At 40.4% G+C, this 18,066-nt stretch carries 16 protein-coding genes and 1 tRNA gene; 7 read left to right on the top strand and 10 right to left on the bottom strand.

Annotation, left to right across the window (positions count from 1 at the left end; translation table 11 throughout):
- Window positions 1-23: 23 nt before the first annotated feature.
- The 4 genes from HMAT_RS07585 to HMAT_RS07570 all read right to left on the bottom strand — a co-directional run bounded on the left by HMAT_RS07585 (window position 24) and on the right by HMAT_RS07570 (window position 4,676).
- On the bottom strand, window positions 24-959 hold the full coding sequence (locus HMAT_RS07585; RefSeq protein ID WP_104382141.1) for a 1-phosphofructokinase family hexose kinase: 936 nt from the start codon (window positions 957-959) through the stop codon (window positions 24-26).
- A gap of 155 nt (window positions 960-1,114) precedes the next feature.
- Window positions 1,115-1,924, bottom strand: a complete 810-nt coding sequence (locus tag HMAT_RS07580; protein ID WP_104382140.1) for a sensor histidine kinase — start codon at window positions 1,922-1,924, stop codon at window positions 1,115-1,117.
- A 242-nt stretch (window positions 1,925-2,166) separates the two neighbouring features.
- A complete protein-coding gene (locus tag HMAT_RS07575) occupies window positions 2,167-3,303 on the bottom strand; it encodes an acyltransferase (RefSeq protein ID WP_104382139.1) in 1,137 nt (378 codons plus the stop codon).
- A gap of 182 nt (window positions 3,304-3,485) precedes the next feature.
- A complete protein-coding gene (locus HMAT_RS07570) occupies window positions 3,486-4,676 on the bottom strand; it encodes a hypothetical protein (RefSeq protein ID WP_104382138.1) in 1,191 nt (396 codons plus the stop codon).
- Between the two features lie 426 nt (window positions 4,677-5,102).
- Here HMAT_RS07570 and HMAT_RS07565 point away from each other — a divergent pair, with 426 nt between their 5' ends.
- From HMAT_RS07565 to HMAT_RS07545, 5 genes are all read left to right on the top strand, one after another.
- Window positions 5,103-5,579 carry a hypothetical protein gene (locus HMAT_RS07565; protein WP_104382137.1) on the top strand — a complete coding sequence of 159 codons (477 nt, stop codon included), beginning with the start codon at window positions 5,103-5,105 and terminating at the stop codon, window positions 5,577-5,579.
- 183 nt (window positions 5,580-5,762) lie between these two features.
- Complete coding sequence (locus HMAT_RS07560; protein WP_233789139.1) at window positions 5,763-6,479, top strand: 2OG-Fe(II) oxygenase; 717 nt, start codon at window positions 5,763-5,765, stop codon at window positions 6,477-6,479.
- 376 nt (window positions 6,480-6,855) lie between these two features.
- Complete coding sequence (locus tag HMAT_RS07555) at window positions 6,856-7,317, top strand: ester cyclase (protein WP_233789138.1); 462 nt, start codon at window positions 6,856-6,858, stop codon at window positions 7,315-7,317.
- 35 nt (window positions 7,318-7,352) lie between these two features.
- Window positions 7,353-8,066, top strand: coding sequence for a 2OG-Fe(II) oxygenase (locus tag HMAT_RS07550; RefSeq protein WP_104382135.1), 714 nt, complete (start codon window positions 7,353-7,355; stop codon window positions 8,064-8,066).
- 143 nt (window positions 8,067-8,209) lie between these two features.
- On the top strand, window positions 8,210-8,485 hold the full coding sequence (locus HMAT_RS07545; RefSeq protein WP_104382134.1) for an Ada metal-binding domain-containing protein: 276 nt from the start codon (window positions 8,210-8,212) through the stop codon (window positions 8,483-8,485).
- A gap of 272 nt (window positions 8,486-8,757) precedes the next feature.
- Here HMAT_RS07545 and HMAT_RS07540 read toward each other — a convergent pair whose 3' ends face one another.
- The 3 genes from HMAT_RS07540 to HMAT_RS07525 form a co-directional block, all read right to left on the bottom strand.
- Complete coding sequence (locus tag HMAT_RS07540; RefSeq protein WP_158655658.1) at window positions 8,758-10,068, bottom strand: serine hydrolase; 1,311 nt, start codon at window positions 10,066-10,068, stop codon at window positions 8,758-8,760.
- A gap of 501 nt (window positions 10,069-10,569) precedes the next feature.
- Window positions 10,570-10,642 (bottom strand) — tRNA-Lys (locus tag HMAT_RS07530).
- Window positions 10,643-10,774: 132 nt separating this feature from the next.
- Window positions 10,775-12,694 (bottom strand): ABC-F family ATP-binding cassette domain-containing protein, encoded by a 1,920-nt coding sequence (locus HMAT_RS07525; RefSeq protein ID WP_104382131.1) that lies wholly within the window; start codon window positions 12,692-12,694, stop codon window positions 10,775-10,777.
- 60 nt (window positions 12,695-12,754) lie between these two features.
- On the opposite strand from HMAT_RS07525, the gene HMAT_RS07520 reads away from it, so the two are divergent.
- Together HMAT_RS07520 and HMAT_RS07515 are read left to right on the top strand one after the other, a co-directional pair.
- Entirely contained in the window at window positions 12,755-13,789 is a 1,035-nt protein-coding gene (locus HMAT_RS07520; protein WP_104382130.1) for a quinone-dependent dihydroorotate dehydrogenase, read from the top strand.
- A 9-nt stretch (window positions 13,790-13,798) separates the two neighbouring features.
- Complete coding sequence (locus tag HMAT_RS07515; protein WP_199768568.1) at window positions 13,799-14,578, top strand: TIGR02757 family protein; 780 nt, start codon at window positions 13,799-13,801, stop codon at window positions 14,576-14,578.
- A gap of 382 nt (window positions 14,579-14,960) precedes the next feature.
- Here the strand turns inward: HMAT_RS07515 and gap are convergent, their stop codons facing one another.
- The 3 genes from gap to HMAT_RS07500 all read right to left on the bottom strand — a co-directional run bounded on the left by gap (window position 14,961) and on the right by HMAT_RS07500 (window position 17,925).
- A complete protein-coding gene (gene gap / locus HMAT_RS07510; protein WP_104382128.1) occupies window positions 14,961-15,968 on the bottom strand; it encodes a type I glyceraldehyde-3-phosphate dehydrogenase in 1,008 nt (335 codons plus the stop codon).
- Between the two features lie 6 nt (window positions 15,969-15,974).
- Complete coding sequence (locus HMAT_RS07505; protein ID WP_104382127.1) at window positions 15,975-16,595, bottom strand: redoxin domain-containing protein; 621 nt, start codon at window positions 16,593-16,595, stop codon at window positions 15,975-15,977.
- Window positions 16,596-16,830: 235 nt separating this feature from the next.
- Entirely contained in the window at window positions 16,831-17,925 is a 1,095-nt protein-coding gene (locus HMAT_RS07500) for an AI-2E family transporter (protein WP_104382126.1), read from the bottom strand.
- Window positions 17,926-18,066: the final 141 nt, after the last annotated feature.

The raw sequence follows: 18,066 nt of genomic DNA, 5'->3' as shown, positions 1-18,066 counted from the left end.
AAGCGAATAGAGGTTTACATTTTTTATTGCTTTCTGACCTCCTTATACAGTCTATCAACATCTTTCTTTTGAAAAAGGGCAGTTCCTTCAGCCATTGTGGTGGCCGAACCACAGGCGATTCCCATGCGAAGTATTTCTTCAGTTGTTCCCTGTGTGACCAAGACGGACACCATGCCGGCCACCATACTATCTCCGGCACCAACAGTACTACGTATTTTTACAAGTGGAGGTACCATCTGAATTTTTTCTCCCGCGGTATACAATACAGCTCCTTGGGCGCCCAAAGAGACGACGACAATGGTAGCTTGTTTCTTGGCAATTATTTGTTGGGCAGCATGATCTAGATCGGCGTTTTCCAGCTCGTTTTTTCCAACAAGTGCTGCTAATTCGCCAGCATTTGGCTTCAGCAAAAATATCCCTTCTTTCAGTGCCACTTTCAGTGCATCGCCTGAAGTATCTACGATTACCTTACTTCCTTTCGCTTTATATTTATTGATAAGAAACCCGATAAAGTCAGCAGGAACATCGCCGGGGAGACTACCACTAATGACGACAAAATCCGGCGCAGAGGATATTTGGTCGATAACAGTCAGAACCTTTTCTTGTTCATTTTTTGAAAATGCCTCACCAGGAAATCCAAATCGGTATTGTTGGTTAGTGGTCTTGTCTACTACGATAAAATTTTCCCTTGTTTCACTGCCTAAATGGATCGGTAGGATATCGAGCTCTTCCTTTTTCAATAAATCCTCGAGCATAGTGCCCGTTTTTCCGCCCGATGTAAAAAGTGCATCTGAAGGTATGTCAAGCCGCTTGAGTGCCCGACTTACGTTAATGCCACCACCGCCAGCTTCGTATTTTGGGCGATCGCAGCGCAATTTCTTTTCGGGAACAATGCTTTGAACGCTGGTGCTCTTATCGACCGAGGGATTTAATGTTATGGTTAAAACAGTTTTTTTCATCCTATTGCTTTTATTAAATTTAGGATTTTCCTAGCATATTTTTACTAGGTACCAGCGATAATAGCCCAATGATACTGCTCACGTTAAATTTCTGTATAGATAGTCTTTTATTTTTCTTTGGGCCAGATACCGTAATAACTCGTTTTCTCGTCTAGTTAATGCCAGGTTTGGGCTGCACATAAGTCTCGATATTTACTTGAGGTGCCATGTTCGGTTGTACTATCGATCGACAATTTCCCTTTGAGAAAATTAACCCGATTCTGGATATTCTTCAAGCCAATCCCCGTCGCATTTGCAAGTTTGGTTGGGTCGAATCCTTTTCCATCGTCATCTACCGTGATTAAAATGCTGTCCTTTTCTTGAATAAGTTGGACAAGAATATTTTTAGCCTCGCCATGCTTGATCGCATTTGTTAATAATTCCTGCACAATACGGTAGATATGAACAGTATTATTCGGGCAAAGATCGGTGAATAAACTATTGGACTGAAACTCTATCTGCACTTCGGAGCTTATACTATCTGCGCATAAGTCATGCACTGCTGTTGCAAGTCCATTTTTGAGCAGGTTTTCGGGCATCATTCCCCTTGCGGTTCTTCTGAGCTCACCAATAGCGATGCCTAATTGCTCATTTGCATTCTGCACCTTAAGTGTTTTATCTCCGCTTGGATCGGAAAGTTTCAGTGTATGCAGATAACCCATAATTTGTCTACCCTTTGCCTGATATAACGGGATCTTCGTTTTTTTGGATAGCGCTAGCGATCTATAGCCATATTGAAAGGCAGAAATACTATCTCCACGGACAAAATATTCTCGGGTAAGCTTATTCGAGAGTGAAAGTTTAGCGGTGTCGGATTTGGCCGCCATAAATTCATTTCTTAAACTATCTATCGCACCAGTACCCTGACTATATACTAGATGTAGCGATAGCATCGCATAGATCAAATGGAAAAGGAGTTTCTTCATTGGTGGCTAGTAATTACGTGCTGATCAGTATTTTAAAATGACAAGCTTTATCCATTGACAAACATATCAAGTTTTGGCAACTATAGCAATACAGATAAACCATTAAAATTATCCTCCCATTTTTAGGAGGGTAAAGTGCTTCTAGCATAGAACACTTTATAAAAAATATTCGGTAAAAATCAATGCTATTCTATTTGGCCAAATCGTACTGGTGTATTTCGTTTTTTACCAGAAATTATTTTTTAGGTCTTTGTTTGATCTGCAGGTAAAGCTCCCCGGTTTTTTAACCATTTGCGAATTGGTTCGTCATACCATTTTAAACTGATGTAGGCTAACAAAATGCTGCTGATAAGAATAAGCAAGGCATAAGGCCAGGCCTGTGCAAAGGTCATCCCTTTATGATTACTGATCCATGCAACGTAAAAATAGACAATTGGATAATGCACTAAATAAAGCGGGTAGGAGATATCGCCGAGAAATTTACAAATCTTATTCTCTCCAGACGTATGTATTTTGCCAGAGGCCCCAAGATAGACGATGAATGGAAAGGCAATGATGATACAAAACGATTCGTAGATACCATTCATCCAAAGGTGGTCGGCACCACCGATGCGGGGCATATACAGGATGATGGCAAGCAAGAGGCTGCACCAAAAAAAAGTGTGCTTAACCCGGGCGGGTTTTGTGATTCTTGAGAGCAATAAGCCCGCAAAGAAAGGATATATTGTTCGGGTAATTCCAATACGTAGCTGTTCCATATTTAGTGTCCAACCGCCGCTGACATCACCATTTGGGCTTGTAATAGCCAGATGTGCAAGCGCTGCTGCCGCAATAAATACCAAAATAGCCAAGGCTGTTTTTGACAGTTTACGGATGCCTACTGCATAGAGGATATTGGCCATGTATTCAAAGAATAACGACCAGCCTACACTATTGAGTGGATGCATTTCTTGCCAGCCCCGAATATCCAATGATAACGGAACGGGTAATATCGTGTAACCGATAAGCATGACAAGCAACATTTTCCATAGTGGAACGGTGTGTATAAGCGGCCAGATGGTCGAATCTGTAAAGTAAAAGCCAATGGCTCCAAGGGTCATCCCTAAAACTACCATGGGCTGAAGGCGTTCGATCCTGCGTTTTAAAAAGGTCCCTACGCTCATCTGATCCCAGCGGTCATCATAAGCATAGCCAATCACAAACCCGGACAGGAGAAAGAAAAAATCAACCGCAAGGTAACCATGGTTGACTAAAATATCCAGATGCCCGGTTCCCAAAGGCTCAGTCAAGTGAAAAGTGACCACGATGATGGCGGCGATACCACGTAATCCATCCAGTATGGGGAAATGTGATTTTGTAAAGAGACTATTTTGATTCATTATTTGTTGGATACGGAATTTAAGCCCGATTATCGTTTATATAAGGTCTTATTTAATTAAATGGATGAAATTAAATAAATAACCGCTCGAAGCTCCTTCAAATTATATCAAATTCCCAACAAATAGTCTCATTTTCCTGCTTTAATTAAGATTGGATGCGATTAAGCGAATTCCTGATTAAATTATCGGAATTCGCCAAGAAAAGATGGTTTGCTTCCAGATAATTCATCAGAAGTAATTTTAGCTCCAAATTCTTTTGATACAATATATATTTTTATATCCGAAGATTTAACCAGAGACAAATAGTGGTTAAAGACCTTGAGAATAACATCGTTAGGGACGTTATCTTCATATTTATAGGATTCAATAAAGATGTTTTCGTCGATCTTATTCTGATACACTTCTTTTGGTGTTTGTATGACGATTTCTACGATGATATTTCCATCAATCCATTTAAGGCCAAAGCTAGATGCGATATTAAATAGACTCCTTTTATCATCTGTAGGTTGATTGGGTAAACCATGTTTTTCGATTTTTGCGTTGATCAATTTTGCATTGATCAACTTGCATAGCGCCTGGATGCTTGTTCCATCAAGTTGTTTTTTGCTGACCATTAGTGCTTCGGCATATGAGTTGTCCGAGCTGGTTACCAGCGCGAGATTATCAAAGTTCAAATTTCCAATTTTTGCAGCAACATGTCCAATAGATGCCGAGTTTTGGATCGCGTAATGGTTGAATTCATATTTTTTCTCCCCTTTTATCGTAAAATCAAACCGGGTAGACTCTGTGCGTAATTTTTCAATATCACAGAGATCCTCCGCCAGTTGGATGGGGTTTAATATATCAAGATTTAGGCTGGGGTTAAAATAGGAGGGGATGGGTAAAGATAAATTAAGGCCTGATAAATCAAGCGGAACCAGGAGCTCAAGTAGTTTTTTTCGCTCATTCCTGAGCTTTTCCACCTCTTTAAAATAAACACCGCTTTCAATCGGTAACAAATTTACTGCAAATCGATTTTCTCCATCTCTCCCGGCATAATGAAACATAATCTTCAATTTTTCCGGTTCACTTTCTACGGCATACACACTGTCCAACAGCTCGCCCGATTGTTTTAGGCGACAATTGGTGATCGATTTAAACTGTGATAATTTGATTTCTTGCTGATCAGGAAAAGAAAATTTAAGCAAATCACCATGCTTCGTCAAATGGATCTGCATATTGGCGAGCATTTCCATATAGGATAAGGTAACACCCCATATTTCTTTATTATCTATTCTGGTAACGTTATCTGTTTTCCAATAACTTTCAACTTCTTGCCCGATAGCGTTTTTTAAAAATAGTATTCCAAGTGATAGCAATAATAATTTCTTCATGCATCTAGTATTTTGCCCTCCAGCTCATCAAAAACTATTCCTTTATTTTCTTTCAATACGATTTTCAACGATTCTTTTTTGTGATGAGCTCTTTTACATCAATTCAATTACTAAAATTAGTGTGTACGCCGTCAGACCTTGATCTTTTTCTTCTTTAATCGTATTCCTTATACTGGAAAATCATGCTAGTCCAACGAATAGTAAGTGATCACCAGCAAATATAAAATTGAACCTGGATGACATAAGAAATGCATTAAATTTATAGTGGAATCAGTACCTATTCTCGGTAATTGCCTACTCAGAATAGGTACTTAAGTAATAAACGCTGTTCACCCGTAGAAAGACCCGTCCGTGCGCTGGCAAATGCACCGGATTTTAAAAGGATTAGGAGTAAAAAATCAAGTATAGAAGTTTAAATTTTGAAGGATGTATAAATTCATTGTCTTGTCCCTGTCTTTGCTCGGTTGTACTGACGGCAGTCATAAAACTCCAAATCAACCTAAAGCTATGGAAGATGTAGAAATAAAATCTGTTGAAATCCTCAGTAGCGGTGGCGAACTTGGGTACCACACGCGTATTTTAATAAACAAGGATTCCACGCACTATAAGCAAACTGTTGCCGCTAATCCGGGCAATAATTCAGAATATCATAAAAAAACATCACCTCAGGATTGGAAGATCCTAATTGCTAAAATCGATCTGGTGGAGTTTAAGGCATCCGAGGAAGGCAAGAGTGTTCAACCCGTGGACGGTATCGATACCAAAATTAGTATTGTAAGTAATAGGGATACGACTTCCAAAGTGAATGCCTATCATAGTACCGTGTGGAAGAAAATTTTCGAATACGTTTATTATACATCAAAACCTGCTTTTCCTCGTCATCCAAGGGAAGATACCAAATAACCAGATCAACTCCATTACCAGGTAAATGATTTAAAAGGAGCGGACATGAGTAGAGATCAATACCTTTCGCTTTAATTGATATTGCTTATCACAAATGAATAAACAAGCAAATTATAGAAAACCGCAATTTTCGGATTTTCCAGCCCATACACTAAACCTAATTTTATACCATTAAAAATCATAATGATGGAAAATATAGAAGCACGGTTAGCTGCTAAGAACTGGCAGGAAATCACAAGGGAATTGCACGATAAGGGTTTTGTTATTGTCCAGGATGTATTGAATGAAAAGGAATGCGATGCACTGATTGCAGCATATAATGCAGATGGCACCTACCGTAAAACAATCCATATGGAACGTTATCGTTTTGGTCAGGGCGAGTACAAATACTTTCAGTACCCTTTACCAGAACTGATTACAACCCTGCGTGAAAAAGTATATGTTGCAATAGCACCCGTTGCCAACCAATGGATGCAGGAGCTGAACATAAATAAGAAATTTCCTGCTACGCATAAAGCAATGAAAAAGCTATGCAAGGAACACGGACAGGAAAAACCTACAGTCCTTATTTTAAAATATGGGAAGGGTGGCTTTAATACGTTGCACCAAGATTTGTACGGTGAGATTTTCTTCCCGATGCAAATGGTTTTGATGCTTGACCAGTTTGATAAGGATTATACAGGTGGTGAATTTGTTTTAACCGAACAAATACCACGCGCTCAATCTAAGGCAAACGTACTAAAACCTAACTGTGGCGACATGGTTATTTTTACTACAAATTTCCGTCCGATGAAGGGATCCAAAGGCTATTATCGGGTAAATATGAAGCATGGTGTAAGTCCGGTCCATACGGGAAGCAGGCATAGTCTTGGCATCATCTTTCATGATGGACTTAGCTAACAGAAAGGGTTAATACTGTAAAAGCCGGAAGTAAGATATATTTTGCTTTGCCAGCCCTCAAATGCCTTAAAGAACTCGACTATCGCTGGTCTATTGTCTTTTGTTCTGATAATGCCATGATTAACTAATGGGTTCAAAAGACTGGCATCGCCGTGAGGTGCTAAACGGACCGGGCATCGTACTTTCTACTTTCTTATTATTCATGGTTCAAAACAATAATCTCCGCCAAAAATAAAAAATCCGAAACTTGCTATAAATTAAAAAAATGTCGCCAAACTGATACCGCAAGAAACGGATTTTCTACAGTGAATGGTCTGACTACTTTTGAACTATCAAACGGGTGAGAAACTTTTAAACAATTTAAAATTTTTATAAAATGGAAAATCAAAAAACAAAAGAGGAATTGAATAAAGAAGTAGTTTTACGTTGGTTTACACACTTCTGGGGCGAAACATTCGACCTTTCAATCGTTGATGAAATTGCACCAGCAGATATGCTGTTAAAATATTCACTTCATGAACCACGCAACGGCCGTGAAGACATCAAATCATTTATGACAGATTTTCGTGCTGCATTCCCTGATTTGAATTTTTGGGGTACAGCGGACCTGATTGCCGAAGGAGACTCACTTCCCGAATCAACAGGGAGAAAAATGCACTTCACCGGAACAACCGTATTGAAAGTAGTAGATGGAAAAATCGTTGAAGAAATTGGTCACTTAAACGCTATCGCTTATAAGTCAGTACAAGTCGGTTTAATGGTAGACTCGCCCATGTCAGTAGGTTTTGATGCTTCATTTGAAAACGTAAGTATTCGCAACAAGGCAGAAAATCAATAAATAAATTCAATTTTTAATTATAGCAGTTATTAGTTATGAATACAATAGAACAGAGATTAAAGATAAAAAAATGGGATATAATCCTTGATGAATTAAGCAGTAAAGGATTTGCCATTGTCCCTGGCCTAATCAACGATAAAGAATGTGCAGAGCTGCTCCATGAGTTCAAGGAAGAATACCGATACAGAAAAACGGTCGTTATGGAACGCTACCGCTTTGGTAAAGGCGTTTACAAATACTTCAATTATCCGTTGCCTAACATTCTGACGGAATTACGAGCGAATTTTTATACTTATCTCGCCCCTGTTGCCAATAAATGGTTTGAGGTATTGAAAATAAATATCCGCTATCCTAAAACGCATAAAGAGTTCATTGACGAGTGTAAGGAAAACGGGCAGGAAAAAGCTACTGCTTTAATTCTTGGATATGGTGCAGGTGGATTTTGTGCAATGCACCAGGATTTATATGGCGAGGTTTATTTTCCGATGCAGATCGTCCTTTTCTTAGATGACATTGACAAGGATTATACCGGAGGCGAATTTATCCTGACCGAAAATATACCGATGGCACAATCCCGTACACACGTAATCAAGCCGAAGAAAGGTGATGTAATTGTATTCGCAACCAATTTCCGCCCGGTAAAAGGTGCAAAAGGTTATTACAGGGTAACCATGAAACACGGTGTTGCTACCATACACAGCGGTGAAAGACATACCTTGGGTATCATCTTCCATGACGCTAAATCTTAACAACTAATTACAGGTATTCATAAAATGAAAAGCAATCCGGCATGGCATGGGCTGGTATTATTGGGGCGCAAAACGAAAAAGGGCGATGATCATTAAAGAAGCTGTGGTTCTCGTCTTTTAGCAATAATATTAAAACGAACGACATGGTAAACCATATAGATTTGGGACAAACCGTTGAGGAAAGAAAAAAAGCAATCGGCACTTTAATACGCAATGGCGATGTTACGCTAGGTGGTTACAAAAAAGCAAAGATATACGGTTTGCTCACCTGCTCATCGGGTAAAAGAATGAAAGTTGAAAACCGGGTTTTCTTTAAGGACGATACCGAAGCGTTATTGAACGGGTACAGACCATGTGGCCATTGCATGAAAGAGAGGTACGAGCAATGGAAGGCGGAAAGCAAAATTATTAAACAATAGATTAAGCGACCTAACAGTCGCAGAATACGCAATACAATTTAGCATGAAGACGAATTATGAAAACCTGTTGCCCATCAAAAACACGATCGGTTCGTAAAAAATGCAATCATTGGTTGAGAAGCAGCCCACAGGGATTCTGCGCGTTTCATATCAAAAAAGTGTTTTTAAGGCACTAAAAGGCCGATTCCTAAAAATGAGTCGACTGAGTCTGTATTGTACAGGAGTGTTTAAGTGTTTATTCTTATATCATCAACAGTAACTGCGCTGTGGCGCTAAGACCGGTTATGTAACTTTGTACCATATTGGCTCATAATGCCCCATATTTTCTGAAAGTCGGAAAGCAGGTTCTTATTAATACCATTTAGACCCTCCAGTTCCGTATTGGCAATGAAAAGCATACCATATCCTTTTTCTGGATTGAAATAAAGAAAGGATGTGACGCCACCATCGCTGCCACTATGACCAATAATGCCGTTCTTTTTTATGGTATAGAGCACGCCGATGTTGGGCTCGTCCGGGTTGATATCGCTGGGTTTGTAGGCTGCTGAAAAGGTCGGCTGCATCAATATAGAAAATGATGCGGGTTCTAACAGCGTGCCCTTCCCTTGATAGCCGGCAATATTCTCTTTCAGAAAAATGCTCAGATCATGGCAGGATGTGATTAGGCCACCATCCGGATAACAAATGGAGGTGTAAGAAGGATAAGGAACTTTTAACCCAGTATACAAAATAGCATTTCTGTCCTTCAATTCTGGCCTGGCAAACCATCCAGAAGCGTTCATGTGCAGGGGACCTAGGATGTATTTCTCCGTATATGCCGCAAATGAAAGTCCAGATTTCACCTCTATCAGGTAGGCAACAAGATCAGAAGCAAGGTTCGAGTATTCGTACCTTTTGCCGGGAGCGGCCTTGTTGAAATTGCTCTTTTTAAAAAGGTGCCCGTCTGTTGTCAGATAGTTCTTTAGAAAACCTCCCAGAGTCGTATCCGATGCTGTAGCACCGTAGCCTTTAGAAACCATAAGCTGATATAGCGCGTTGCCTTCTTTCACAGGAGGGGGGTAGATATAGGTTTTTTTATAGGTATCCGCGTGATCTACTATACCCGATGTATGGGTCACCAGGTGTTTTATGGTGATGGGGATTTCAGGGTTATAGGGGTGCACTACTTTAAACGGTAAAATCCCGTTGATATCCGCGTCAAGTGTGAACAGCCCCTGTTCCACTGCTTTCATTACTGCCATACCAATGAAAAGTTTACTTACGGATGCTATGGGCTGCAGCGTGTTGATATTATACGGAAGCTTTTTATCGATATCAGCAAAGCCGAAGCCTTGTTCATATAAAATACTATCCTTGTTTACGATGGCAACACTAAAACCGGGAAACCCCGATTTACTGTATTGTTCATTCAGCGCCTGTGTAAGAGAATCCTTTGAAGATTGGGCGTCGGCAACAAAAGGCGTAGCATACAGGAGCAGGAAAGAAACGATAAATCCTGAAAAGTACTTTTCAACAGATTGGTAAGCAGCATGCCCCCACTGGGAAACTGCAGCTTTTATATAAGGCCTATTTTTATTGATCATTTTAATTAATGAAGTCAGACTAAAATAATTAAAATGAGCGGGTGAAAAAAGGGCGCTGAACATTATTTTTTCAGGAGTTGAAGTAAAGGATATAAAGCAAATAGGAAATATCAACTGCCTTCCCGTAACTTTCAAAATGCTGTAAGCCTCCAGGGCCTCGGCGATAAAACCGCCGGCGGTTAATTGACATATTGAGCGCAACCCCTCCAGGAAATACAATAATGCCGATAATAAGTAATATAATTTCCATGCTTATAAATCAGTTAGTTACATTATAAAAATAGCGATTTGTAAATTAAATATCTATAATTAACTGTTGAAAATTTTAGGTAGCTATAACCAAAGTATCAAATTTCCGGTTCCAGGATTTCTACTTTTGCTCCTGAAGATACCCACTTAAGCATCCTTGAGCCTCCGAAGGATCGAACCCGGCCGACCCTTCGTCCGAATCCTAATTCCGTTAAACAAAAAAAGCTAATCTTGCGATTAGCTTTTCCTCTGTGATCCCGCTGGGATTCGAACCCAGGACCCATACATTAAAAGTGTATTGCTCTACCAGCTGAGCTACGGAATCGTACTTCTTTTTTTGAACTATCGTTCCTTGTTTGAAGTGATGCAAAAGTAGGGCTTTAATCCTATTTCTGCAAATTTTTTTGGCTTAAAATCGCACTCCTGTGCTTAAAAAGCTGATTTTAAGCCAAAAAAATTAATCATTTTCCAATTCCATAATTTCCTCGGCCAATTGTTCCCATTGTTCTTGATAATGGATTAACTCGGCCTTTGCCGAATTGTAAGCGCGCGTAGTTTCCTGTAACTTAGTCGCATCCGAATAAACAACTTCATCCGCCAGTTTCAGTTCAAGGTCCTTGACCAATCTTTCCTGTTCTCCGATCTTTTTCTCCAATGCAGAAAGCTCCTTGTTCTTTTTGCTCAGCAGTCGGGTACGGTCTTCAGATGGCGCTTGTTTCTCCTTTTTTACCTTTGGCTCTTCCTTGACTTTTTTCTCCGGTTTGAACTCTGTTTTTACAACACGCTTTGAAGCCCATTCCTCATACTCCTGATAAGTACCCGGATATTCTTTGATCTCTTTATCTTCGATATACCAAATTTTATTGGCCACATGATCCAAGAAATAGCGGTCGTGGGAAACCACAATAAAGGTGCCTTCGAATTGCTGCAGGGCCTGAATCAAAATATTGACCGATTGCATGTCCAAGTGGTTGGTGGGCTCATCGAGTGCCAAGAAGTTGGCATCAGCAGTTAATGCCTTAGCAAGAGCTACGCGGGATTTTTCTCCTCCGGATAATACCTTAATTTTTTTGAAGGCATCGTCGCCTGTAAATAGGAAACAGCCCAATATCGAACGCAATTCAGTCTCCGTGTGCTTTGGAGCAAAAGCCTGCAGTTCGGCCAAGATCGAGTTTTCGAGGTGAAGTGCTTCCAGCTGATGTTGTGCAAAGAACGTCTGCGACACATTGTGCCCATGCTCTGATTTTCCCTCAAATTGATTATCTGCGCCAGCTACAATACGGAGAAGGGTAGACTTACCTTTTCCGTTCGCACCGATCAACGCGATCTTATCTCCTTTTTCAATGATGGCAGAGGTGTTTTTTAATATTTCTAGGTTCGGATAAGATTTAGAAATATTGTCTAAAGTCACCACATGACGTCCGGAAGGTTTTGAAAACTTGAAGCTAAAGTTGACCGTTGGATTATCATCATCCACATCTTCAATTCGCTCCATTCTATCCAGGGCCTTAATCCGCGACTGCGCCATTTTAGCTTTGGAAGCTTTGGCACGGAAACGTTCGATAAGTCGCTCTTCCTGTTTGATCTTCGCTTGCTGATTTTTGAACTGGTTGGCCTGTAATTCGTTTCTTAATTCCTTTTCTTCCAGGTAAAAACTGTAGTTGCCCGCATAAAGTGTTAATTTCCCTTTTCGTGATTCAACTGTCTTTTTGATGATGCGGTCGAGAAAGTATCTATCGTGTGATACGATGACAATAGCGCCGTCAAATGCCTGTAGATAGTTCTCTAGCCATTTGATAGAAGGTAAGTCCATGTGGTTGGTCGGCTCATCCAATAATAGGATATCAGGAGTCTGCAATAAGATTTTGGCAAGCATCACACGCATACGCCAACCTCCTGAGAATGTCGCTAGCGGTCTTTTTTGTTCTTCTTCTGAAAAACCTAGACCGGCCAGGATTTCGTGGGCTTTGAATTCCAGATTGTAACCGTCCAGCGCTTCAAATTCCAACTGTCTGTCACTGAGTTTATTTAGAATATCGTCCGAATAATCTGTTTCTAATTTAGCAAGTAAGTCCTCTATCTCGGCATGTAATTGATTTTGGCGTTCAAACGCTTCCATGGCTACATATAATATGCTCTTATCGGAATGATAGGATAGCAAGTCTTGGTTGAGGTAACCGATCTTAAGATCCTTTGCCATGGAAATCGTTCCCGAAGTTGGGGCGTACTGTCCGACGATCAACCGCAACAAGGTAGATTTTCCGGCTCCATTGGCGCCAATTAGACCTACTTTATCACCCGGTTTGATGTGCCAGTTTGCCTCATCATACAATGCACGGGATCCTATTTCAAATGTTAAGTTATTTATTGATATCATTTCAAATGCAAAAGTACAAAAGTAATGAATATTTCTTCTTGTTTGAGTAACTTTGCGATTATGTATAAATTAGTCAAACCTATATTCTTTACCATGAATCCGGAGATGGCTCACCACAAAGTGACCAGCGGATTGAATGTCTTCTCAAAAATCTGGGGCGCCAAGCAACTATTGAATGCTATTTTTACCGTAGAAGATCCTCGCCTGGAACGTGAGGTATTTGGATTGAAATTTAAAAATCCGGTAGGACTGGCTGCAGGCTTCGATAAAAATGCCGAGTATATATCCGATATGACTAATTTAGGGTTCGGTTTTATCGAAATTGGAACCGTTACACCAAGACCACAGCCCGGAAATGATAAACCCCGGATGTTCCGTCTTGTACCAGATGAAGCGTTGATTAACCGTATGGGATTCAATAACCAGGGCGCGGATGTGGCTGCAAATCGCCTGAAGAATCTAAAAGACCGAAAAGGGCTTCTGATTGGCGGTAATATCGGGAAAAACAAGCTTACACCGAACGAAGAAGCGGTGAACGATTATATTTATTGCTTCAATGCGCTCTTTGACTATGTGGATTATTTTGTTGTCAATGTCAGCTCGCCCAATACACCGGGGCTAAGGGATCTGCAAGAAAAAGAACCGTTAAAAAATATATTAAATACGCTGCAAGACCTGAATAACGCAAAACCGGCTCCAAAGCCTATCTTGCTTAAGATCGCTCCTGATCTTACCGATAGCCAGCTGGATGATATTGTGGAAATCGTCATGGAGACCCAGATCGCTGGGGTTATTGCAACAAATACCACTATTTCGCGCGAAGGTTTAAAGAGCCAACAAGAATTGACCCAGGAAGCGGGTGGGGTGAGTGGACGTCCATTGACCAAGCGTTCTACCGAGGTAATCCGATACCTAAGCGAAAAATCCAACAAAGCATTTCCGATTATAGGTGTTGGTGGCATTCATTCTGCAAAAGATGCTATTGAAAAACTGGATGCAGGCGCTAGCCTTGTTCAGGTCTACACCGGATTTATCTATGAGGGGCCAGGCTTGATCACGAATATTTGCAAGGGCATACTACAGACAGGAAGATAGATCAGGATAATGGCTGTAGATTTTAATTTAAAAGACTTTTTGGATAAAAAGGTTGATGAATATAATCAACCTAATTTTATCCCCAACGATCCAATCTCCATTCCGCATCAGTTTGCGAGTAAGAATGATATTGAAATTATGGGCTTCCTGGCCGCTATTATGGCTTGGGGACAACGTAAAACGATTATTAATAAATGCAATGAATTGATCGAAAGAATGGACGGTGCTCCTTATGATTTTGTGATGAATCATCAGGACCAAGATCTTAAAAGCCTGCTCGGTTTTAAGCACCGTACGTTCAATGATACAGATATACTCTATTTTGTCGCTTTTTTTAAGCATCATTACAATCACTTTAACTCTTTGGAGGATGCTTTTTTGGTAGGGCAGGAAACCCGAGCAGAGGTCAATTTAGAACAGGCCCTCAATGCGTTTAAAACATATTTTTTTTCCCTGCCCGACTATCCACAGCGTACGCGTAAGCATATCAGCAGCCCGGCACAAAAATCCACTGTCAAGCGCATCAATATGTTTTTGCGCTGGATGGTCCGAACAGATAACAACGGCGTTGATTTTGGTATTTGGAATAGGCTGTCACCAAAAGATCTCATCTGTCCATGTGATGTCCATGTTGAACGTGTCGCACAAAAATTTGGACTGATTACCTTGGAAAAAGTCAATTGGAAGACAGCACAGGAGCTAACGGACAACCTTCGACTACTGGATCCAAATGATCCGGTAAAGTATGATTTTGCACTTTTTGGCTTAGGGGTAGAAAGGGAGCTCTAAAGTCCCTTCAAGTCACTTCAAGTCCGCTCAAGTCCCTTCAACTGTCTTGCTTAAGTAGCGATATTACATACATATAGCACCAAAATAACGACACCATCCCAGCAACAAGGCATACCAACAAGAGGTACAGGAGGCAATGGATATCATCCTTAAAGATATTGTTTACTCGAAATGACTACCAATGGGGTAGTCGCTATTGACCAATATTGAACAAGGCGAAAAGTACTTTTCCCGTGCTTTATCTATGCTATATTTATCTTTTTGATATGCAATATACATGGATGGAAAGATGTAAATAAAAGTCCTTGCCAGTATACCTGACAAGGACAATATTAATTCTTAAATTCTGTCAACCTAATTTAGGGCAACTCAGGCAGCAGAATTAAACGAGCTGATCGATCTTGATTAAGAGGTCAACCAGACGATTGGAATAACCAAATTCGTTGTCGTACCAACCCACAACTTTTACCAATCCCCCCACAATTGAGGTTAACTGTGCGTCGAAAACACACGAATAGGGATTGTTTATGATATCGACAGATACGATAGGATCCTCTGTATAAAATAATACATGCTTTAATTCATTTTCTGCTGCAGTTTTGAATGCTTTGTTGATTTCTTCAACCGTTGTTTCTTTTTCTAATGTACACGTGAAATCGGTTAAAGATCCGTTCAATACAGGAACACGTATGCCCGCACCGCCCAATTTATTTTGTAAATGCGGAAAAACGTTAGTGATTGCCTTGGCAGCACCTGTCGTTGTGGGTATGATCGCCGAAGAGGCCGCGCGCGCACGCCTTAAATCTTTATGGGGTGCATCGTGCAGGTTTTGATCTCCCGTCATGGAATGCACTGTGGTGATATATCCGTCTTTTATTCTCCAGTTGTCATCCAGTATTTTGACTAAAGGGGCGACGTTGTTCGTTGTACAGGAGGCATTTGATAGAATAGAGTCGGAGAGATCCACCGCATTGTCGTTGATCCCCAATACAACTGTTGCAATATCTTTGTCTGCCGGCGGAGCAGAGATAATCACTTTCTTCGCGCCGGCAGTTAAATGACGTGTCGCCTTCTCTCGGCTTGTAAAGTGTCCTGTAGATTCGACGACGACATCAATATGTAAGGATTCCCACGGCAGCAGCACCGGATCCCGTTCATTGGTCACCAAAATTTGATGGCCGTTTACAATAAGATAATTTTCATCGTGTGTGACTGTTCCCGAGAACGGCCCGTGGACAGAATCATACTTGAATAAATGGGCCAAAGTCTTGGTGTCTGCCAAATCATTGATGGCAACGACCTGCAGCTGATCAAAAGTATCGCGCAGAAAAATATTGCGCAAGGTATTTCTTCCGATACGTCCAAATCCGTTTATCGCTATATGGAGCATGTTAGCTTATTTATGAAATTGGCTTATCGCCTCATTTATATTTTTCTCACCTTCCCAATGTGCTTTAAGTTTTCCGTCAGCACCATAGACATAATTTGCTGGAAACTGTGAAGGAACATGTATGCTTTGGATAAAAGTTTGATCTTTGTCAATGAGTACTTCCACATTGGAAGATTTAGACAATTTAGGGGCAAAGCTATCAAAGAAGCCTAATACCAATGCCGGATCGTTCATGGAAATGTAGAAGATATTGACATCTTTAATGCGATCGATATTTTTTTCAAGTTCAGTTGCTTCGTGCTGACAGTGGCTGCATCCCGGATCAAATAAGATAAAAACGGTATTCTTATCTTTTGCAAGATTCTCATTGCTGACACGTATACCCGATCGAAGTTGATAAAAAGTGAAATTAGGAAGAATTGCAGCCGGTTCGGATGACTGTGTCGGTGCCTTCTGGGCATGGTCATGCCCAGCGTGGTCGTGACCTGCATGATCCTGATTTTCCGCGGCATTTTCGATTGCACTGCTTTCCGTACCACCGGTCTTTTGATTGCCTTTGTTGTTACATGAATAAAGCATGCCTGCTGCTAATACAGTCGTTACTCCTAAAATTATTTTTTTGTTCATAGACTACGTTTGATTTTAAATCAGTTTTAATGATTCCATATGTTCTTTTAGTCTGGCCAATAGGCCAATGCTCGGCAGCTTATTATTAGCTGCATGCAAATCATGCCTAAACAATACCAATAAAGAACCAAAACTAAAAAAAAAATAGGACTATGCAGTGTCTAATCTTAAGTTATGACAGTTTACTGGTTAACATGAATCATAGGCCGCGCTGCTATTTTTCCCGGAATTTATCTTATTGTGTACGGTCATTGATTTCGGGTGGGCTGTTTGGATCTATCAACGAGGTCGATTGAATGATTTCTGGTGTCCCACGGCCAAATTCATTACTATATACGCGTAGTAATACACCCACGCAGGATAGAATAAGGGGCCCGAATATTAACCCCAGCATGCCAAAAAGATTTAATCCCAGAAGCACACCGAAAACGGTTATGAGCGGGTGGACATCACCAAGCCGTTTCAATATTGTAAACCGAAGCACATTATCGATACTTCCAATGATAATGATACCATACAGCGCAAGTCCGATCGCATTACCGGATTGACCATTCGCCAACAGGAACACAGCCGCTGGAAGGTAGACCACCATCGTGCCCAAAATGGGGATAATGGTAGAGACAGCAGTTAGGATGGCTAAAAAAATCGGGCTTTCAAGACCGAAAAACCAATAGCCCAAGCCGGCGACTATCCCTTGGCACATCGCAAGGATCGGAATACCAATGGCATTCGATTTAACCATCATATCGAATTCTTTCCATAATTCTGCCTTACTTCCCGGAGAAAATGGAATAGCATTATATATGGTCTTCTCTAACTGTTTGCTGCTGACCAACATAAAATAGAGCACAAATAGAGCAACCAAAACATTGACACCGACCTCGGCAACAGAATTCAGGATGTTCGGAATAAACTTCGCTGCCCGTTGTAGTGCGCCCATCAAAGCAGTATCTGATAAATCAATGTTGCTGAGGTATGGACTATCTTTAAAATAAGTTTTAATGGAATCAAATTTTTCCATAATCTCATCTTTATTGCTGATCGCATCGGTTACCTGAGGGACCATATAATTGATCAGTAAATAAAGCGGACCTACAAGAAATACAATCGTCAGCAGAATTAGTAAAAGGCTCGCAAGAGATTTATTCCATTTTTTTTCTTCAGTCAATTTAAAGTTGATTTTTCTGAAAAGGATATATAAGGTAACAGCGCCCAAAAAGCCGGGAAGATAATAGAATAAACTTGTAAATATCAAAATACATATCAGCAAAATAATGATGATAAGCATGATCTGGTTAATGGAATTGTTGTTTATCTGTTTGTATTTCATGTGTCTGTATTAAGTACTGCTTTAATTTCTATGTATCGTATGACAATATTTTTTTAGAAATGTTTTGTATTGTTAAATTAAACTTCCTTTTTAGAATTTCAATGTTTTTTTTAATTTCTTTTTCAGACTGATAAATCGGGG

The organism is Sphingobacterium sp. HMA12 (genome assembly GCF_002933815.1).
GTDB lineage: Bacteria > Bacteroidota > Bacteroidia > Sphingobacteriales > Sphingobacteriaceae > Sphingobacterium.
This window is presented reverse-complemented; position numbering and strand designations above follow the sequence as displayed.